The sequence below is a fragment of the Chitinophaga sp. RAB17 genome (genome assembly GCF_052114225.1).
Classification (GTDB): Bacteria; Bacteroidota; Bacteroidia; order Chitinophagales; family Chitinophagaceae; genus Chitinophaga.
In genome coordinates, this window is the sequence record NZ_JBFREI010000003.1 from 213,177 (window position 1) to 233,240 (window position 20,064).

Sequence of the window (20,064 nt, forward strand, 5' to 3'; positions counted from 1 at the left end):
GCCTGTTATGATAACCATACCCTTAACAAGGATAGCAGTTTAATGTTATCCACTGGTTTGGCTATGTAGTCTGAAGCGCCCGCCTCCATACATTTCTGGCGATCGCCGGCCATAGCTTTAGCCGTTAATGCGATGACAGGTAATTGTTGAAACCGGGCGTCTGCACGTATACGTCTCATCGCTTCATAGCCATCCATTTCCGGCATCATAATATCCATCAGCACAAGATCCAGGTGTGGATGCTGTTGTAATATATCCAGCGCCTCCCTGCCATCGGCAGCAGTCAGCACCTCAATCCCCTGCTCTTCCATCAGGGCACTGATAGAAAAAACATTGCGCATATCATCATCTGCCAGTAATACCTTTTTGCCGGACAATGTACTTTCCATTCCTTCCAGCGGAATATTTTCCACACTTGCTTTTTTCTGTAGCTTATAGAGAAACAGTTCCAGTTCGTCCATCAGGCGATCCGTGGAATGCGAAGAGTTGCGTACGATAGCTGACGCATATTTCTTCAGTTGTTGTTCTTCATTGCTGGTAATATCCTGGTCGAGATACACGATAAGTGGTGTATTTCCCGATTCCGGTATCTGGGTAAGCGCCTGTAACTGTGCGATGCCGGCATTTAAGTCGTGGCCAATTTCTACGATAACGGCATCATATTTTTTCGCTGCCAGTAATGACGATGCCGGGTTGATACCAGCAGCGATATCATATTGTGTTTCCAGGTTTCTTTCATCGCTTTTTGTTTTGAGCGCGGCGTCGGCACTCAACGGTCCTGCGGATATGAGTAATACTTTCTTCAGCCGGGCCTGTATCTGTGAGCTGATGCTGGCGAACACTTCTTCCATATCTTTCAGCTCCAGCGGCTTTCTCGTATAACCGTGGATGTTATCTTCTGCGATTCCCTGTATGTCGGCACCCGTTACCACATGGACCAGTATTTTACTCAACTCGTCACTGCTTTTCAGAATTTTCAGGATGCTGCGGCCATCGATAACAGGCAGGTTCATATCCAGTATAATGGCTGCTGGTAAGTATTTGCGGGCATAGGCTAATCCATCCTGTCCGTTATGTGCCACAATAGTTTTAAAGCCTTTATTGCGGGCAAAATCCCGGAGTATATCTGCGAAATAGATATCATCTTCAATAATCAGTATCAGTTTATCCTGCTTGCTGATATTGTTACGGTCATCTTCCACTGTAGCAGCAGGTAAAGCTATGGCCGTGGAGATTTCCGGTGTGGTTACCACCTGTTCTGCGGTCGGTAATATTTTGCCATCTGCAGGAATCACAACAGAGAAAGTGCTGCCGGCCGAAGTACTGCTATCCAGGCGGATCTGGCCATGCAGTAGGAGCATTAGTTCCCTACTGATGCTGAGGCCCAGACCGGTCCCTCCGTATTTGCGGTTGGTAGTGCCATCGCCCTGATGAAAGGCATTAAATACCAGTTCCTGTTTATCGGCAGGTATACCCGGGCCAGTATCGGTAACACTGATACCTATGGCGTTGGCGTCACTCTTATACCAGGAAATACTGATAATGCCACCTGCGGGGGTAAATTTAAAGGAGTTGGACAACAGGTTGCGGATCACCTGTTGCAGCCGGAGTTTATCTGTAACGATGATAGCGGGAACATCCGGCGCAATATTTTTGATAAATTGGATTTTCTTCTCAGCGGAGATGACATCGAAAAGATCAGAGAGGTCGTCCATAATGCTGGTAACGGTTACCTCTTCGAAGTTCATCTCTACTTTACCTGCTTCTATTTTAGATAAGTCGAGTACATCATTGATCAGGTGCAGCAGATCTGAACCCGATTTATAAATGATGCCGGCGTATTCCATTTGTTTTTCCGTAAGATTTTTGCCTTTATTTTCCTGCAGCATTTTGGCAAGGATCAATACGCTGTTGAGTGGTGTGCGCAACTCATGCGACATATTTGCCAGGAACTCTGATTTATAGCGGCTGCTGGCTTCCAGTTCAGCCGCCTTTACGGCAAGAGCGCCCCTGGCGGCTTCCAGCGCTTTGTTCTTCTCATTAACTTCCGCATTCACTTGCCGCATTTCCTCTTCCTGCACCCGTAGTTCTTCTTCGGAAGCCTGTAGTACTTCCGATTGCCGGCTCAGTTCTTCGTTCGATTGCCGCAGTTCTTCCTGCTGACTGATCAGGATTTCCTTTTGTTCCTGTACCTGTTGCAATAATAACAATACTTTACTCCGGGCGTTGGCCGCATTAACGGCCACGGATATATCTTTTTCCAGCAGTTCCAGCAGGCGGAGCTGCAGCGGGGTTACTTCCTTAAAGCTGGCCAGTTCTATCACACCCAGCAATTCATCTTCTATCCACAGTGGCACCATTACCACAGAGCCGGGGATAGCCTTGCCGCTGGCGGAGCCCAGTTGCAAGTACGTAGCCGGCAGATCGTGGATCACGCGGATAGTCCTGCTATTGGCAGCAGTTCCCAGGAAACCATCATTCATAGCAACAATACCAGGTATAGCTGCCGGCATACTAACTGCCGAGGTTAAACGAAGATTATTATGTACGTCATCATAACAATAAAAGGCGCCGGCAGCAAAACTGGCAAAACCGGTTAGGGTATCTATGCATTTACCTACCAGTTCATCCCGGTTATGGATTCCCTGTAAGCTCTCATTCATATTATTTACACCGGTGAGCAGCCAGTTTCTTTCATTGGCGGCTGCATTCAGATCTACCACCTCATCCAGCTTACTGTTAAGTGCATCCTGGGCTTTCAATCTTCTTCTGAACTCCGTATACGTAATCCTCATCAGGATAAAACCTACGAGCAGGATAAAAGCATTATTAAATAGCAGCGCTTTGACGGCTTTACCGAAAGAATCTTTCTTGACTTCTTCCCGGAGTGCCAGCAGCCGGCGCTCTTCCGCATTTACAGCACCAATCTTCGCCCGCACTTTGTCCATTAGCAGCGTTTCTTTCTCCGTGATGTTAGCGTTATCTTTAAAACGTTGTGCATCCGCGACATGATCCAGCTCATTCCAGAAGCTTAACAGGTGGTTCACATCGTCTTCGAGAGAGTCTATGTTCTTTACCTGTACCGGATTATCCTCCACCATGGTGCGCAGATCATTTAATGCTGGTGCTACTTTGGGTAACGCCAATTCATACGGCTGCAGGTACCGATGCTCGAACGTGCTGCGAAACCCGCGCCTGGCCGCTTCCATATCAAACAACAGTCGCTGCACCCTTTCTGAATTATTAAGTACACGGTACGTATGTTGCACCCATCCTGCTTCCTCCGTTTGTGTATCGAATGTGCGCCAGGTTAGAAATCCTCCCAGTATTACAAGTAATACCACAAGGGAAAAGCCAAGGTACAGTCTGTTAACCAGTGAGATCTTCATCGTTGAATGCGAAAAAAAGGTAATTGTTGTGTTTTGTAAAATTGTTATATTAGGTATAAATGTACCGAAATGCCTTCATATTCAATACCTTTGCAAAACGCAACGTATCAGTTTTGACATTAATTTAAAAAAATTATACCGTCTGTGAAAAACCTAACCATATGCTTTTAATGTATATATCTACGCAAATGAATTGTTGAGTGATTGCAACAACTAAAAAAAATCATATTCCTGATTTAATGCATACCATCAAAACCAAATTTCATCATACATCCGTACATCTTAAACAATGCGGCACCTGCATTGTTTACCGGATTAAATTCAGCCCACTATGAGTAAAATATTGTTAGTAGAAGATGACGAGATCATGCCGAAGATAGTTGCCAGAATTCTTGCCTCCACTGAATATGAACTGGACCACGTGTCCAATGGCAAAGAAGCGTTTGAAAAACTGGAGGCCACCAATTACGGCTATGACCTGATCATTACGGACATTATGATGCCATATGCCAACGGGTTTGAAATTCTCAGTAAAGTAAAAAGTCCTGACAGGGAAAAGCCCATTCCTGTTATCATCGTTTCCAATGCAGGTAATGAAGATATGATCATGGAGGGTTTTAAACTGGGCGCCGATGACTTCCTGAAGAAGCCCATCATTCCTGCGGAATTATTGATAAGGGTGAAAAGATTATTAATGAAGACTAAATAGCTGGATATTGGACATACAAGTACCTGCTTTCCTGGAACCAGCCTGGAACCTGTTCCAGGGAGCGCCACTGGCCATACAGCTGGCGATGATATTTATTATAATTGCTGCTGTGATTACGCTACTGGCCTATTTCTCAATTTTAAGAAACCGTTACCGGGGCTATCAGCGTGCAAAAAGACTGGCATCACTCCTACCTACACTGGACAACCTGATCATTGAGGAAGTACTGGCAAATCAGGATCCACTTGCCAACACTCATCCGGACCGGGTAGAACTGAACCTGGAAGGATTCTGGAAATTACCGCTGCAAAAAAAATGGGCCAGACAGGCTACCACCGACCGTATCATCCATTTCCGCCGGAATGTGAGAGGCAATGCCGGACATCTTTTGCGGACGCTATACTTGCAACTGGAATTGGATAAGGATAATATCAAGCAGATGAAATCGTCCAGGTGGGAGCGGAAAGTACGGGCACTGACAGAATTCATCAACATGGACATTCCTATTGCCGACGTATCCATATTACCATTAACGAATAGCCATAACCGTGAGTTGAGGGCTGCTGCCAGACATGCCTATATCAAGCTCAGTAAAAATGAGCCGTTCAAATTTTTTGATGTGGTAACAGATCCGCTGCTGATGTGGGACCAGGTAGAATTATTCCGCATCATCACCACTACCGAAGATATCGCCATCCCCAATTTTGCGCGATGGATCACTTACTCTTCCAACAAGAGCGTGGTATCGTTCTGTTTAAAGCTCATCATTCACTACAACCAGTTGCCGGCGGTACCGGCCGTAAAAAAGCTGCTGGATACCAAAGACCATTACCTCCGTGCGGATGCGATTAACTGCCTCGGAAAATTGAAAGTACCTGATGTGGAAGATAAGCTGGTGGCTATTTACAGCAGTCAACCCCTGCATTGCCAGATAGAAATACTGAAAGCGCTGGGACGCATTGGCAGCGGGCAGCACATCGACTTCCTGAAACAGGAATTCCTGCATTCCACCGATTTTGATTTGCGTAAAAGTGCCGCCAAATCCATTGTAAAAAATGAATGGATCGCCAGCCAGGTATTACAGGAACTACTGGATACTGCAGACCCCGAAAATCTGCTCATCCTGAAACATTGTATGAACCCGTTAATCAAATACTGATGAATGGACTTTTAGAAACAGCAGGCAGGATTTATGAAAACACACTTTTCGTATATGGATTGGTGTTATTGTTTACCTATGCATTGCTCGCTATCTTATCAATGCTGGCCATCCGCAGGTATGTTAAACGGAACAACGATCATCAGCTGAATATTCTATCCAGCTCCCCTATGGCGCCGGGTATCACCATCCTCGCACCTGCCTTCAATGAAGGGCTCACTATTGTATCTAATGTACGTTCCCTGCTAACGCTCAACTATCCCCGTTACGAGATCATCATCATCAATGATGGCAGTACGGATGATACCATGGAACAACTGATCAATGAATTTAAAATAGTCCCGGTAGACTTTGCCTATAATATAAAGATTCTTACCAGGCCGGTACGTAATATATATAAGTCTACCGACCCTGCTTATTCTTCCCTGCTGGTAATAGATAAAATAAACGGGAAAAGTAAAGCAGATGCGGTGAATGCCGGTATCAACGTAGCGGCTTTCGACTATTTTGTTTGTACGGATGTAGACTGTATTCTTCATAAAGATACCCTGCTGGAGCTCATCCGGCCGGTAATGCAGGAAGAAAAGAAGCGGGTAATCGCCGTTGGCGCCACGTTGCGTATTGCCAACTCCTCTGAATTTGACGAGGGTGTGATGACCAGGATGCGGCCACCTAAACAATTATTACCACGTTTCCAGGAAGTAGAATATATCCGCTCCTTTGTATTGGGAAAAATGGGCTGGAGCTACATCAACTGTGTACCTAACGTATCCGGCGGACTGGGATTATTTGACAGGGAAGTAGCCACACGTTGTGGCGGGTACGATCATCTTTCTTTCGGGGAAGATATGGAACTCCTCACCAGGATGTGCCGGTATGCGCACGACAACCGGATTTCCTATGCCGTGCGTTACATTCCTAAAACCCTTTGCTGGACGGAAGCACCATCCTCTGTTAAAATATTGAGCCGGCAACGCGTACGCTGGTCGCGGGGACTTGCACAATTAATGGCTGCCCACTTCAGCATGTTCCTGAATCCGCGCTACGGCAAAATGGGGTTAATCGTATTTCCGTTCAATTTCTTTTTTGAATTACTGGCACCACTGATTGAGTTCACCGGCATCATTGTATACATCATCCTGGCAGCATCTGACAGAATCAACTGGCCATATGCCTTGCTGTTACTGCTTTTCGTGTATACCTATTCCATCATGATCACTACCATTTCCATATTATGGGATCAGCTTTCCTTCCGTTATTATAAAACATGGAAAGAAGTGGCTTATCTCTGTTTCACTCCCTTTATGGAATTTTTACTGTATCACCCGCTCATTGTGATTAATTCATTGCGTGGTTATTATAATTTCCTGACCGGAAGAAGAAGTACCTGGGGTAATATGCAGCGGCAAGGTTTTGGAAAGAAGAAATAAAGAAAAGAGAATCGTATGCTAAGAACCATTTTTGAAGGAGGTGTATTTATATATGGTGTTACGCTATTGTTCATGTACGCCCTGCTGGCTTATATGTCCTATCGTGGCATTATACGCTTTCGCAAAAAGAACAGTTTTACCAATTATGATCACCTGCTGGATTCCCCGCTCACACCGGGTATTTCAGTGATTGCCCCCGCCTTTAATGAAGGTGTTACCATTATAATGAACGTTCGCTCCCTGCTAACGCTGAACTATACACGTTTTGAAGTGATCATTGTAAATGATGGCAGCACAGACGATACACTGGAGAAACTGATCCATGAATTTGAACTGGTGCCGGTAGACTTTGCCTATAATGAAAGGATTGTTACCAAGCCGGTAAAGCGTCTTTTTAAATCTACCAACACCGCCTACGACAAGCTCCTGGTCATTGACAAAGTGAATGGTAAAAGTAAGGCCGATGCATCCAACGCCGGTATCAATGCTGCCGCATTTGACTATTTCCTGTGTACCGATGTGGATTGTATTATAGAGAAAGATACGCTCCTACGCATGATAAAACCATTCATGGATGAAGAGCATAAGCAAACCAAAGAAGTAGGCGAACCTTGCCCTCAGTGCGGTTATGTGCATGTAGTGGAAGATAGCAGGCAGGTAATCGCCACCGGCGCAACCCTGCGTATTGCCAATTCCACAGAGATAGATGATGGAGTCATTGTAAGGGTACGCCCCCCCGAAAAGTTGCTGCCCCGTTTCCAGGAGATGGAATATATCAGGGCCTATGTACTGGGAAAAATGGGATGGAGTGGTTTGAACAGTGTACCCAACGTATCCGGTGGACTGGGATTATTCGATAAAGAAATAGCGATCAAAGCCGGTGGTTATGACCACTCCTCTTTTGCGGAAGACATGGATATTGTGACCCGCATGTGTGCCTACATGTTAGACAACAAAGTGAAATATGCGATCCGCTATATTCCCACCACACAATGCTGGACAGAGGGGCCGCCCAATATGAAAGTATTTAGCCGGCAGCGTACCCGCTGGGGACGTGGCCTCGCAGAGATCATTACTATTCACAGGAAAATATTTTTTAATCCGCGGTATAAAAAACTGGGACTGGTAGTATTACCCTACAACCTGTTTTTCGAATTCCTCGCGCCGATTATTGAATTTACCGGAATCCTTTACTATATCTACCTGATCATAACACATCAGGTAAACTGGCAATATGCGATCATCCTATTGCTGTTTGTATACCTGTATTCAGTGATGATCACCACCCTGGCTATCTGCTGGGATCAGATTACCTATGGCTATTACAAAACCTGGTGGGAAGTAATCGGACTGGCATTCATGGCCTTTTTTGAACCATTGATCTACCATCCGCTGATCGTATTTTTTGCGCTCCGGGGATACTGGTATTTTCTTATTGGTAAAAAAACTGCCTGGGGAAATATGCAAAGACAAGGGTTTGGTAAAAGAAAGTAAACTTATAAATAAGAAAAGCAATGGCTGTATTAAAACATCTGTTAACAGGTATAGTAGTGTGTTTGGCGTTACAAACGCAGGCGCAGGTTTTTAAGCAGAAGAATAATGCAGAAGGACTGTATGATCAGGCAATAGCTGAAACAAAACAACAGCACTACGACAAGGCCATTGCCCTGTCGAAGCAGGCATTACAACAGCAACCAGACTTTATTGATCAGCAATTGCTGCTGGCCAGGTTATACATGCTCACCAAACAATATGACCTTTCCCGCAAATATTTTAAAGAAGTATTGACTAAAAACCCCCGTTACCGGGATGCTTATTACTATGCCATCAATGTAGAATTGACTACCGGCCGGTATACCGAAGCAGAATGTTATGCAGATGAAGCGCTCAGTGTTTTTCCGGGCAGCCTGGATTTTATGCTGAAGAAATTAGGGATACTGGATGTACAACATAAAACCTATCGTGGCAATGAGTTAGCGGAAACACTGATGAGCAAATACCCGGAAGACACGACTGTCAGGAATTCCTATATAGAACATTATCTCCTGAGTGGCCGATACTATCAGCAACTCGGTAATACCGGCATGGCCAGGCAGAGCTATGATAAAGTATTGCTGGTAGATCCCCGCAACCAGCAGGCCAGGGAAGCCAGTCTTGCTGCGGCGATCAAAGGCGGCAGCTACCAGTCGGCGCTGGACCAGGTGAATGAAGGCCTCACCGCCTATCCGGGTTCTTATGATTTGCTGATGCGCAAGCTGGGCATTTTACAGGAAATGCATGCCTATGCAGAAGCACTCAGCACGCTGCAGGAAATACTACGGCGATACCCCGGCGATGCCAAAGCCCGCACGCTGGAAACATCTCTGCGGATGGAAGCAGCCACCTACTATGCTAACACTGACCCCTATACGTTATATGAAGGCGTGCTGGAAAAAAATCCCGGCAACCGCGAAGCACTGGATAAACTGATTGGTTACAGCATGGCCAGGGGCGCCTACAAAGAAGCGCTGGCCTGGATTAACAGGGGCTTAAAAAACAATCCTACTGACACCCGCCTGCTGGCATTAAAATTGGATGTACTGGAAGGCGATCATAAATACAGTACTGCCGCCGCTTTGGCTGAGTTGCTATATCAGCGCGCACCTAATCCGGAGTTAAAAGAAAGGCTGGTACTGCTGCAAACGGCCGGTGGTCGCGAGTATTTGGCGCAGCAACAATACGATCTGGCATTAGCATCTTTTGAAAGTGCCCTGAAAGTGAATCCTAACGATACCACCGTACTGAATCTCCTGGCCAATACCTACATCTCTCAAAAAAATACACCTGCAGCTCTAAAGGTGCTGGACCAGGCACTCACCTATTACCCGGACAACGCCTACTTTTTACTGAAAAAATCCAGCGTGCTGGCAGATGCCGGCAGATACGAAGAGGCCGCAGTAATAGCCGGACAACTGGCTGCCCGTTTTCCTGCAGATAATCGTTTCAGTAGTAACCTGGCAGAGATGCGGCTCACCGCCGGCAGGATTTTAATGAAGGGGGAAGAGTACGATCTGGCAAAGCAACAATTTGAGCAGGTATTGGCCATAGTTCCTTCCAACCAGGATGCCCTGGAATATATGATCAACCTGGAAAGCGCCACCGGCAAGCCCGACAGCGCATTATACTACGCAGATAAAGCATTGGGATATTATCCCGGTAACCGTGATTTTCTCTTAAAGAAGGCCTCTGTATTACAGGATAATCATGACTATAATGCCGCTGCCGCTATCACCGCCGACCTCATGTCTAAATATCCGTATACGCTCAAATACAAAACAGCATATATCAACAGCCTGATGTCTGCCGGTACGGAGTACCAGCGGAATCAACAGCCGGATAGCGCACTGGCCATGTTTAACCAGGTGCTGGCATTGAATCATAAAGATTCTATGGCATTGCTGTACAGTATCAATATTCTGAACGGGCAACAGCGCTACGACAGCGCACTGGCGTATACCGCGCAGGGAATAAAATACTACCCCGGTAACGAAACGTTTTTAATGAAGCGGGCAATTACCCTGGAAAATAAAAAAGACTTTGCTGCTGCTGCACTGGTAGCCGATTCTGTGGTAAAATTACAACCTACTGCAGTGAACACTGACTACCACGATTACCTGCAAAGTAAAACATTGAAGAACCAATTTGGTTTATACTACCTCAATTCCAGCTACGATTATTCAGATAATAAATACAACATCGCGACAATAGAATACCGGCGTTTTATTAAGCGGGGTTCTTATGCGGTGCAGCTGAACTATGCCGGCAGGCAAACCGGCAACGGCTTACAGGGATTGGCAGAAATGTATTATACCCACAACACTAAACTATACTCCTACGGTATGGTGGCATACTCCAACAAAACTGTATTTCCACAGTTGCGTGCTGCGTATTCTATTTTCAAAACATTTAAAAAAGAAATTGAAGTGGAACTGGGTGGACGTTACCTGAACCTTGATAGCACCAGCAGCATTTCCGGTGTGATTTCTGTAGCAAAGCCATTTGGTGATTTCTGGGTGAACCTCCGGGGATTTGTGATCAGTGAGTCGCCTAAAAGCTATACCGCATTTAACCTGACCACCCGTTATTATATGAACAGGCGGCAGGATTACCTACAGGTGGTAGCGGGACTGGGTACCTCACCAGATGACAGGAGCAGGCTGGTAAATTTCCCTAATCTTACCGGTTTGCTGACACATAGCGTGGGCGCAGGCTACCAGAAAGTATTTCACTACCGGACTACACTGGGATTATATGGTACCTGGATTAATCAGAAGATCAGTGACACCGGGTTCCAGAACCAGTACGACATTTATGTAACGCTTCAGCGGAAATTTTAACCGACTTACAATGTGCAGAATTATGAACAGCTTTTTGTTAATGATCACAACGTTGTTATACAGTGCGTGTCAGCCTGGTAAGGCGGAAGACTTCCTCCTGGTAAAGCAGGGCCAGAGTGCCTATGTGATTGTGATTCCGGCATCTCCTACCAAAGCGGAAACCAGGGCAGCCGGTATTCTACAGGATTATGTACAACGTATTTCCGGGGCGAAGTTAGTCGTGATAGCAGAAAGTCTGTATAAAGATCAGCCGGCAGTGTTCATTGGTAATACCATTCATACGTTAGGACCGGAAAAAATCAAAAACGATGGCTTTTTCACAGGGAGCAAAGACAAACAGCTTTATATCCGCGGGGGCAGCGGACAAGGAGTAGTATACGGCGTATATCACACCTTAGAAACGTATATGGGTTGCCGTAAGGATACGAAAGGCCCCGCCACTGTTCTCACGTCAAAGGATATACGCATAAATGGCGCGCTGACGGACTTGCAGGAGCCAGCCTTTATTTACCGGGAAAGCTACTACCCTGCCTCCACCGATCCGGAATACCTGGCATGGCATGGGCTACAGCGCTTCGAAGACTTATGGGGCGTATGGGGACATTCTTTTTTTAAAATACTACCCCCCACCACCTATTTTAAAGAGCATCCTGAATATTATTCGCTGGTAAATGGAAAAAGACAGGCATTACAACTTTGTTTGAGCAACGAAAACGTGTATGCATTAACGGTAGCCTGGTTTAAAAAAGCTATTGCTGACAACCCTGATGCCATGTATTGGTCTATAGCCCCACAGGATGGTGGTGGCGCCTGTACCTGTGATCAATGTAAGAAAGCAGATGCAGAAGAAGGTGGACCTTCCTGCTCGCTGATCCGTTTTGTAAACCGGGTAGCCAGTCAGTTTCCGGAGCAGCGCTTTACCACACTGGCCTATGGCTATACCGCCAAAGCACCCCTGAAAACAAAACCGGCAGGCAATGTATTCATTATGCTGAGTACCATTGATGCTTTCCGACAGGATCCGTTATCGCAAACACCTTCTGCTGCAGGCTTCCGGAAAAATCTTGAGAGCTGGGGAGCTACTACCGGCAACCTGTTTATCTGGGATTATACCACACAGTTCACCAACTACCTGGCACCATTTCCTGATTATAATAACCTGCAACCCAATCTTCAATATTTCGCCACACATCATGTAAAAGGGGTCTTCTCGCAGGGCAGTGGTGAAACCTATGGCGATATGGCGGAATATAACAGCTACGTGCAGGCGGCCCTGTTATGGCAACCCAATGCAGACATTAAACAGGTGAACAGTACGTTTCTAAAGGGCTATTACGGTCCTGCTGCTCCTTTTGCAGGGCAGTATATCGAAGCGCTTAGCAATGCCGTTAAAAGCACCCACAGCACCCTGGATATTTATGGCAACCCGATTTTTAATTCCCGGGATTATTTGTCGCCAGCGCTGATAGACCAATACTCTACCCTGCTGGACAAAGCCGAAGCTGCCGCGGGTAACAACAATACTTATTTACAACGGGTATATCAAACGCGGTTGTTCCTGGAGTACGTTGTATTGCAGCAATCCCGTTTTTATGGCAACGAAAAATATGGTTACCTGCAACCTGATGGCAGCGTACATCCCAAGTGGCCGGCGCGGGTAAAGCATTTCACGGAGCAATGTAAAGCAGCCGGTGTGCAAGAGCTTTCTGAAGGCGGCTTATCTCCTGATGCCTATGCAAAGGAATGGGAGGAGCTGTTCTCCCGTAAATGGATCAATAGTCTCGCCCTGCGCGCACCGGTAACACTCGTAAACGCCTATACACCGGAATACACACCTAAAAAAGAAGCCACCCTCACAGACGGATTATTTGGTGGTAACGACTTTAGTTATAACTGGCTCTTTACTTATGGTAAGGATATGATCGCCACCATTGACATGGGCAGTAATAAAGCCATCCATCAGATACAGCTGAATTTTCTGCAGGACGCCAGGCATTATATCTTCAATCCTACACAGCTACTGATTGAAACATCTACAGATGGTGTGTCTTTTAAATTTGCTGGTCTAAAGGATATACCAGTGCCGGAAGAGGATGATGCGGTGCATATTAATCACTATTCATTTACCTTGCCAGCAACTTCAGCACGGTATATACGGGTAACGGCTAAGTGCCCGGCGGTGTTACCGGAGTGGCGGTTGGTGGAAGGAAAAAAACCGGCGTTGTGTTGTGATGAGGTGAGTGTGGAGTAATGCGCTTTTTGTCTTGAAACAGGATTATACTGATTATGATGATTTCTCTTGTGATTTTAGAGATTGAAGAGTTTCAGGATTGGATGTTGGATGCCATTATGCAAATTTCAATTTCAGCCCAATCATAAAATATTAAAAATCAACATAATCAGCATAATCCTGTTACAAGACAAGAAATAAATTTGGAAAATAAACACTGTTCAGTATATTTGCACTGTAAACAATTCAACGTGGGCATAATAGAAAGAAAAGAGCGGGAAAAAGCGGAGATGCGCAGACGTATTGTAGACGTAGCTGTTAAAATGATTGTGGAAGAAGGATATGAAAAAGTATCTATCCGCAACATCGCAGATAAGATAGAGTACAGTCCTGCCACTATTTATCTTTATTATAAAGATAAAGACCAGTTACTGTATGATGTGCAGTCTGATGCTTTTGCAACCCTTGCAAGTGAGTTTCTGAATAAGATAACAGACAATGCTCCATTCAAAAGACTCGAGCAGCTGGCCAAAGCGTACGTAGAATTTTCCAGGGAGCATCCTGAGTTATATGATCTGATGTTTATCATCAAAGCACCCATGAATGCGCTGGTGGAGGAAGAAAAGTGGAAAAACGGGGATCCGGCATATGATGCACTGCATAATCTCATGCAGGAGTGTATTGATAAGAAAGTAGTGAAGTTTAAAGATGCTACTATTGCTACGCTTTCCGTATGGGGCTTTGCACATGGATTGATCAGCCTGCACCTGCGGGGCAGGTGCTCAAAAGTATCCCGTGTATCTGACGAAGAAATGCCTGCTGTGGTGGATGAAGCTATCCGGGAATACCTTCGGATGATTAAAGCGTAAAATAAATTTACCAAATCGTAAAATATATCCCGGAGTTAAACGTCTGCATTAGAAGCGAGCCGATTTTTTGCTGTAACAAATACTTGCTGAAATCGGGAAAGTCTTAGCAGCTAACGTTTAGCAGACCAGGTGTGAAAGAGAAATGTGTCCCGAAATAATTCAAAAAGCCTTCACGGCTTTTTTTAAAGCCTGGCATTAAACACTGTTCAGTATATCAACAACGATAACAAAAGCCATATGGCTTTATTTTTTTCGGTATAAATAAACACCGTTCATTATGTACACGTCACTCACAAAAGGAGCATTGTTAATAGGCCTGCTCACGGCAGGTTTCAGCTCCTTCGCACAAAACACCGTGTTGGATCAATACATACAATCCGCTTTCAGCAATAATAAGGGGCTCAAGGAGCAAAACTTCCAGCTCACCAAATCGTTGCTCGCATTACAGGAAGCTAAAAGCCTGTTTGGCCCCAATGTATCCCTGCTCGGCAGCTACACTAAATCGAGCGGTGGGCGTACCATCGACTTTCCTATCGGGGATATCATGAACCCGGTGTATAACAGTCTGAATCAGCTGACCAACAGCCACAACTTCAAATCACTGGAAAACGTATCGGTTCAGCTCAACCCTGATAACTTTTATGATGCAAAAGTGAGGACCAGTCTCCCACTGATCAACGCAGAAATTTATTACAACCAGAAGATCAAAAGAGAACAGATTACCCAGCAACAGGCTGCAGTAAATGTATACAAGCGGGAACTTGTGCGTGACATCAAAACAGCCTACTACCAATACTACCAGGCAGCACAGGCAGTTGCTATTTATAACAACGCCCTTTCGCTGATCAACGAAAACATACGCATCAACGAAAGCATGGTGCGCAATGGCATGCGCAATAACACCGCCCTCTATCGTGCGCAAACAGAGAAAGAGAAAACCGATGCGGATATCAACAAAGCCATTAACACCCGTCAGAATTCCAAAGCATATTTCAACTTCCTGCTAAACCGGGGACTGGACGAAAACGTAACGCTGGACAGCACCCTGCTGATCACGCCGGCACAACTGCCAGGCAAAGATATCAACGAGCGGGAGGAACTGGCTCAATATAAAAGTGCCACTACCGCATACCGGTTAAACGAACAACTACAACGTGCCTATCTTATCCCTAAGCTCAGCACTTTTATTGACCTGGGCTCACAGGGCACAGGCGCAACTTTCGATAAAAACACACGTTATTATCTCTTTGGCGTAAACCTGGAATGGAACCTGTTTGCTTCTCATAAATATAAATACAAGATCAAACAAGCCGCCAATGATGTGGAAACCATCACCAACGCCGCATCGCAGACAACTGATCAGTTACGCTTACAGCTATACCAGGCAGTTAACAACTATCAGACTGCATTAAGGAATTTTAAAACCGCACAAAGCCARCTGTCCTTTGCCGAAAGGTATTACCGCGATCAGATGAAAGTCTACAAAGAAGGGCAACTCCTGTATATAGAATTACTGGACGCACAGAATCAACTGACACAGGCACAGCTGCAAACTACCGTGGCACAGGCATCTGTGCAAACGGCCTATGCTGCAGTAGAACGTGCACAGGCATCTTACAACATTGATAATAACAACAACCAATAAACATACTTATATGAAAAATACATTGCTCCTGCTGCCTCTTTCCCTGATTTTGTATTCCTGCGGCAGCAAGCCGGCGGCTACCACCACACCTTCAGATACCATCCCAGTGAAAATAATGCCACTGGAAAAGCAAGGCACCGCAGTATCTATCAACGCATCCGGCCAGTTTACAACGGATGACGAAGTATATCTTTCTTTCAAAACAAATGGTATCATCAGCAGCATACTGGTAAAAGAAGGCGACCCGGTACACAAAGGTCAGCTCCTGGCAACACTGAACCTCACAGAAATAGATGCGCAGGTACAGAAAGACCAGCTGGCATTTGAAAAAGCACAACGGGACTATCAACGTATTGTTCGCCTGCATAACGACAGCGTAGCTACGCAGGAACAGCTGGAAAACAGCAAAACCACCATGGATCAGGCACGCCAACAGCTTAGTACCACCCAGTTTAACCGCAGCTATTCGGCTATTCACGCTACACAGGATGGATACGTATTGCATAAACTGGTGAGCAGCGGACAAATGGTGAATGCAGGTACCCCGGTGTTGCAAACCAACGGCGCCAGCAGCGCACATTGGTTGCTTCGTGTAGGCGTAAGTGATAGAGAATGGGCGCAGGTAAAAACCGGCGACAAAGCTACAATTGAAATATCCGGTGTACCCGGCGACAGTCTAACAGGAATGGTTACACGTAAATCTGAAGGTATTGACGCACAAAGCGGCACCTTCCTCATCGATGTACAACTCACCGGCAGCAAGCCCGCCGCTATCGCGGCCGGCATGTTTGGCCGTTGTCATATTAACGCTGGCGCTGTTACCGGCAGCACCGCCTGGAGCATCCCATATGCCGCCCTGCTGGATGGCAATGGCAGCAGTGGTTTTGTGTTCATTACCAACGACAATAAAACCGCACAGAAAATCCCGGTAACCATCACCGGTATGGAAAAAGAAAATGTGCTCATCAGCAATGGCATGGAACAGGCAAAGGCCCTTATCATTTCAGGTAGCGCCTATCTGAAAGATCAATCACCCATCCGCATCATCCAATAACACCTACGATCATGAAAATAGCTAATTATGCCGTCAAAAATTACCAGTTCACCCTGGTGATATTTATTATGATCATTGTGTTGGGTATCACTACCATCCTCAACATGCCCCGCTCTGAAGATCCGGAAATGAGAGCTCCACAATACACCGTTATTGTAGTGTATCCCGGCACCAGTCCTAAAGACATGGAAGACCTGGTAGTAGATCCGATGGAAAAAGAAATCTACGGCCTGGATGATATTAAACGGGTACGTACTTCTATCAGTGATGGAGTAGCCGTAATGCGGGTGGAATACAAATACAGCTCCAACGTAGACCAGAAATACCAGGAACTGGTAAGAGAAGTGAACAACAAGCGGAAAGATTTACCAGCAGACATTTACAGCATTGAAGTAAGAAAGCAGGAACCATCCGATGTAAACGTGATGCAGATAGCACTGATTTCTGAAAATGCATCCCGTGATAAACTCCGCTATTACGCAGATAAATTACAGGATGAACTGGAAAAAGTACCCTCACTGAAAAATGTAAAACTGCATGGCCTGCCCGAACAACAGGTGCGTGTAGAATTACAACTGGATAAAATGGCGCAGCTGCACCTGCCCGTTAACAACGTGATGGCGGCCATACAAAGCGAAATGGCCAATATACCTGGTGGCAGTATTGATGCCGGTGCGAAAAGCTTTAATATCAAAACCAGCGGCAATTATCAGAACATCGATGAAATCAGCAACACGATTGTATCTGCCGGTAATGGAAAAAATGTTTTCCTGAAAGACATTGCAAGGGTATACTATGGTTTTGAAGATGAGAAATATTTCGTCCGGCTCAACAGTCACCGCTGTGTAGTCGTTTCAGCTGCGCAGAAGTCCGGAGAAAACATTACCAAAACACAACTGCAGTATAAACCGGTCATAGAAAAATTCAAAAAAACATTGCCTTCCAATATTGACCTGGTGCAATATTTTGATCAGGCTGATGCAGTAAATAATCGTTTGAGCGGATTGGGCAAGGACTTCATCATCGCCATACTACTCGTGGCCTTTACCCTGCTGCCTTTAGGGCAACGTCCGGCATTGATTGTGATGATTTCTATTCCGCTGTCGTTATCTATTGGTATTGTGTTGCTGCAACTGTTTGGATTTAACCTGAACCAGCTGAGCATAGTAGGATTGGTAGTAGCATTGGGGCTGCTCGTAGATGATAGTATTGTGGTGGTAGAAAATATAGAGCGATGGATGCTTGAGGGACATAGTCGTATGGAAGCCACCCTCAAAGCCACGTCACAAATAGGATTGGCCGTAGTAGGTTGTACTGCTGCCCTGGTGATTTCCTTTATGCCCCTGGTATTTATGCCGGAAGGCAGTGGCGACTTTATCCGGAGTCTTCCGCTGGCGGTGATATTCAGTGTGCTGGCCTCTATGGCGGTGTCGCTTACCATCATCCCATTCCTTTCCAGCCGTTTGCTAAAAGAGCATACCGGTAATCCGGAAGGTAACCTGTTTATGCGTTTGCTCAAAAAGCTGATCCATGGCAGTTACGCGAAATTGCTGGATAAGGCATTACACCGTCCGGTGATCACGATGGTGGTATCCCTGGTTATTTTTGGTGCGGCAATAGGATTGTTTAAAGTGATTGGTTTTAGCCTGTTTCCTGCTTCCGAAAAACCACAGTTCCTGATCAATATATTTACACCGCCGCAGTCGAATCTGGTGTACACCAACGAGGTAGTAAAGCAAATAGAAAAAGAACTGAAACAGGAGACGATCATCAAATCTTTTGCCAGCAATATCGGGAAAGGCAATCCCCGTATCTATTACAACGAAACACAGGAAAACGAAAGAAGTGATTATGCACAGATCTTTGTGCAACTGGGTGAACATACCAGCCCGGCTGAAAAGACCAAACTGATCGAGTCCCTTCGTAAAAAATGGACGCCTTATCCAGGTGCTAAAGTGGAGGTAAAGAATTTTGAACAGGGACCACCGATGGTAGCACCGGTAGAAGTACGCTTATTTGGAGATAACCTGGATAGCTTACGTGCGATGGCTGCCAATGTAGAAAAGATGCTGGAAAAAACACCCGGTACTATTTACATCAACAACCCGGTAAGTACACTAAAGTCAGATATCCGTGTAAAGATAGACCGTGAAAAGGCGCAGCAGTTGGGCATTCCAACGGCCAACATCGACCGTGTGGTACGTTTAGCCATATCCGGTATTAACCTGGGTCAGTACAATGATCAGAACGACAATGATTATGATATCCTGCTGACCAAACAGAAAACGGGCAAACCAACGATGGACGTTTTCAAAGATCTGTATGTCAATAATAGTCAGGGGACCGCGATTCCGCTCTCACAGGTAGCACAGCTACAGCTGGAAACATCTCCCTTAACTATTAATCACCAGGAGAAAAACCGGGTAGTAGCCATAGGTGCTTTTATAAAGAAAGGTTTTCTGACAGACCAGGTGATCGGAGATGTGGTAAAACAGATGGATGCGCTGAAACTCCCTGCAGGCTATACTTACGAGATGGGTGGAGAAGTAGAGAGCAGGAAAAATTCCTTTGGTGGATTTATGAGTGTGATCATTGTTACCATCTTCCTGTTTGTTGCGGTATTAATTCTGCAGTTCAAAACTTTCAAGAGTATGCTGATTGTTTTGTCAGTGATTCCATTAGGCATAGTAGGTGCCGCCATAGGTTTGTGGCTGACAGGTAACTCCCTCTCCTTTGTGGCTATCATAGGCTTGATAGCGCTGGCAGGGATAGAAGTAAAGAATACTATTTTGCTGGTAGATTTCACCAACCAGTTGCGCATGCAGGGCAAACCTCTGGAAGAGGCCATACGGGAGGCCGGAGAAGTACGTTTCCTGCCCATCGTACTCACATCACTCACCGCTATCGGCGGATTAATACCGGTGGCTATATCTACCAATCCGTTAATTGCCCCACTGGCCATTGTGTTGATTGGAGGCCTGATCAGTTCTACGTTGTTATCGCGTATAGTGACACCCGTAGTATATAAGCTGATTCCACCCAAAATAGACGTGGTTCCTACAAATGGACATGGATCACATCATAAGAAAGATCTGCTGTTGCCACAGGATGCCATTTTACATCATTCATAATTGGTTTATGACTTAAAACAGAAGAAGCCTGCTTTATAGCAGGTTTTTCTGTTTTAAGTCGTCACGCATAGA

11 protein-coding genes are annotated in these 20,064 nt (G+C 45.6%); 10 read left to right on the forward strand and 1 reads right to left on the reverse strand.

What is annotated here, in order from left to right; translation table 11 throughout:
- Positions 1-5: 5 nt before the first annotated feature.
- The gene (locus AB4Z08_RS12735; RefSeq protein ID WP_441574118.1) at positions 6-3,389 is read right to left on the reverse strand and encodes a response regulator; all 3,384 of its coding nucleotides are present in this window, start codon (positions 3,387-3,389) and stop codon (positions 6-8) included.
- Positions 3,390-3,720: 331 nt separating this feature from the next.
- On the opposite strand from AB4Z08_RS12735, the gene AB4Z08_RS12740 reads away from it, so the two are divergent.
- From AB4Z08_RS12740 to AB4Z08_RS12785, 10 genes are all read left to right on the forward strand, one after another.
- Positions 3,721-4,098 carry a response regulator gene (locus AB4Z08_RS12740; RefSeq protein WP_441574119.1) on the forward strand — a complete coding sequence of 126 codons (378 nt, stop codon included), beginning with the start codon at positions 3,721-3,723 and terminating at the stop codon, positions 4,096-4,098.
- Positions 4,099-4,105: 7 nt separating this feature from the next.
- Positions 4,106-5,257, forward strand: a complete 1,152-nt coding sequence (locus tag AB4Z08_RS12745; RefSeq protein WP_441574120.1) for a HEAT repeat domain-containing protein — start codon at positions 4,106-4,108, stop codon at positions 5,255-5,257.
- Positions 5,257-6,687 (forward strand): glycosyltransferase family 2 protein, encoded by a 1,431-nt coding sequence (locus tag AB4Z08_RS12750; protein WP_441574121.1) that lies wholly within the window; start codon positions 5,257-5,259, stop codon positions 6,685-6,687. The genes AB4Z08_RS12745 and AB4Z08_RS12750 overlap by 1 nt, the downstream gene beginning before the upstream one ends.
- 15 nt (positions 6,688-6,702) lie before the next feature.
- Positions 6,703-8,181, forward strand: coding sequence for a glycosyltransferase family 2 protein (locus tag AB4Z08_RS12755; protein ID WP_441574122.1), 1,479 nt, complete (start codon positions 6,703-6,705; stop codon positions 8,179-8,181).
- Between the two features lie 20 nt (positions 8,182-8,201).
- Complete coding sequence (locus tag AB4Z08_RS12760; RefSeq protein ID WP_441574123.1) at positions 8,202-11,063, forward strand: tetratricopeptide repeat protein; 2,862 nt, start codon at positions 8,202-8,204, stop codon at positions 11,061-11,063.
- Between the two features lie 22 nt (positions 11,064-11,085).
- Positions 11,086-13,314, forward strand: a complete 2,229-nt coding sequence (locus AB4Z08_RS12765; protein WP_441574124.1) for a DUF4838 domain-containing protein — start codon at positions 11,086-11,088, stop codon at positions 13,312-13,314.
- Positions 13,315-13,544: 230 nt separating this feature from the next.
- Complete coding sequence (locus tag AB4Z08_RS12770; RefSeq protein ID WP_441574125.1) at positions 13,545-14,162, forward strand: TetR/AcrR family transcriptional regulator; 618 nt, start codon at positions 13,545-13,547, stop codon at positions 14,160-14,162.
- Positions 14,163-14,439: 277 nt separating this feature from the next.
- On the forward strand, positions 14,440-15,807 hold the full coding sequence (locus AB4Z08_RS12775; protein WP_441574126.1) for a TolC family protein: 1,368 nt from the start codon (positions 14,440-14,442) through the stop codon (positions 15,805-15,807).
- Between the two features lie 10 nt (positions 15,808-15,817).
- Positions 15,818-16,861 (forward strand): efflux RND transporter periplasmic adaptor subunit, encoded by a 1,044-nt coding sequence (locus AB4Z08_RS12780; RefSeq protein WP_441574127.1) that lies wholly within the window; start codon positions 15,818-15,820, stop codon positions 16,859-16,861.
- Positions 16,862-16,872: 11 nt separating this feature from the next.
- Positions 16,873-19,992 (forward strand): efflux RND transporter permease subunit, encoded by a 3,120-nt coding sequence (locus AB4Z08_RS12785; protein WP_441574128.1) that lies wholly within the window; start codon positions 16,873-16,875, stop codon positions 19,990-19,992.
- Positions 19,993-20,064 lie beyond the last annotated feature (72 nt).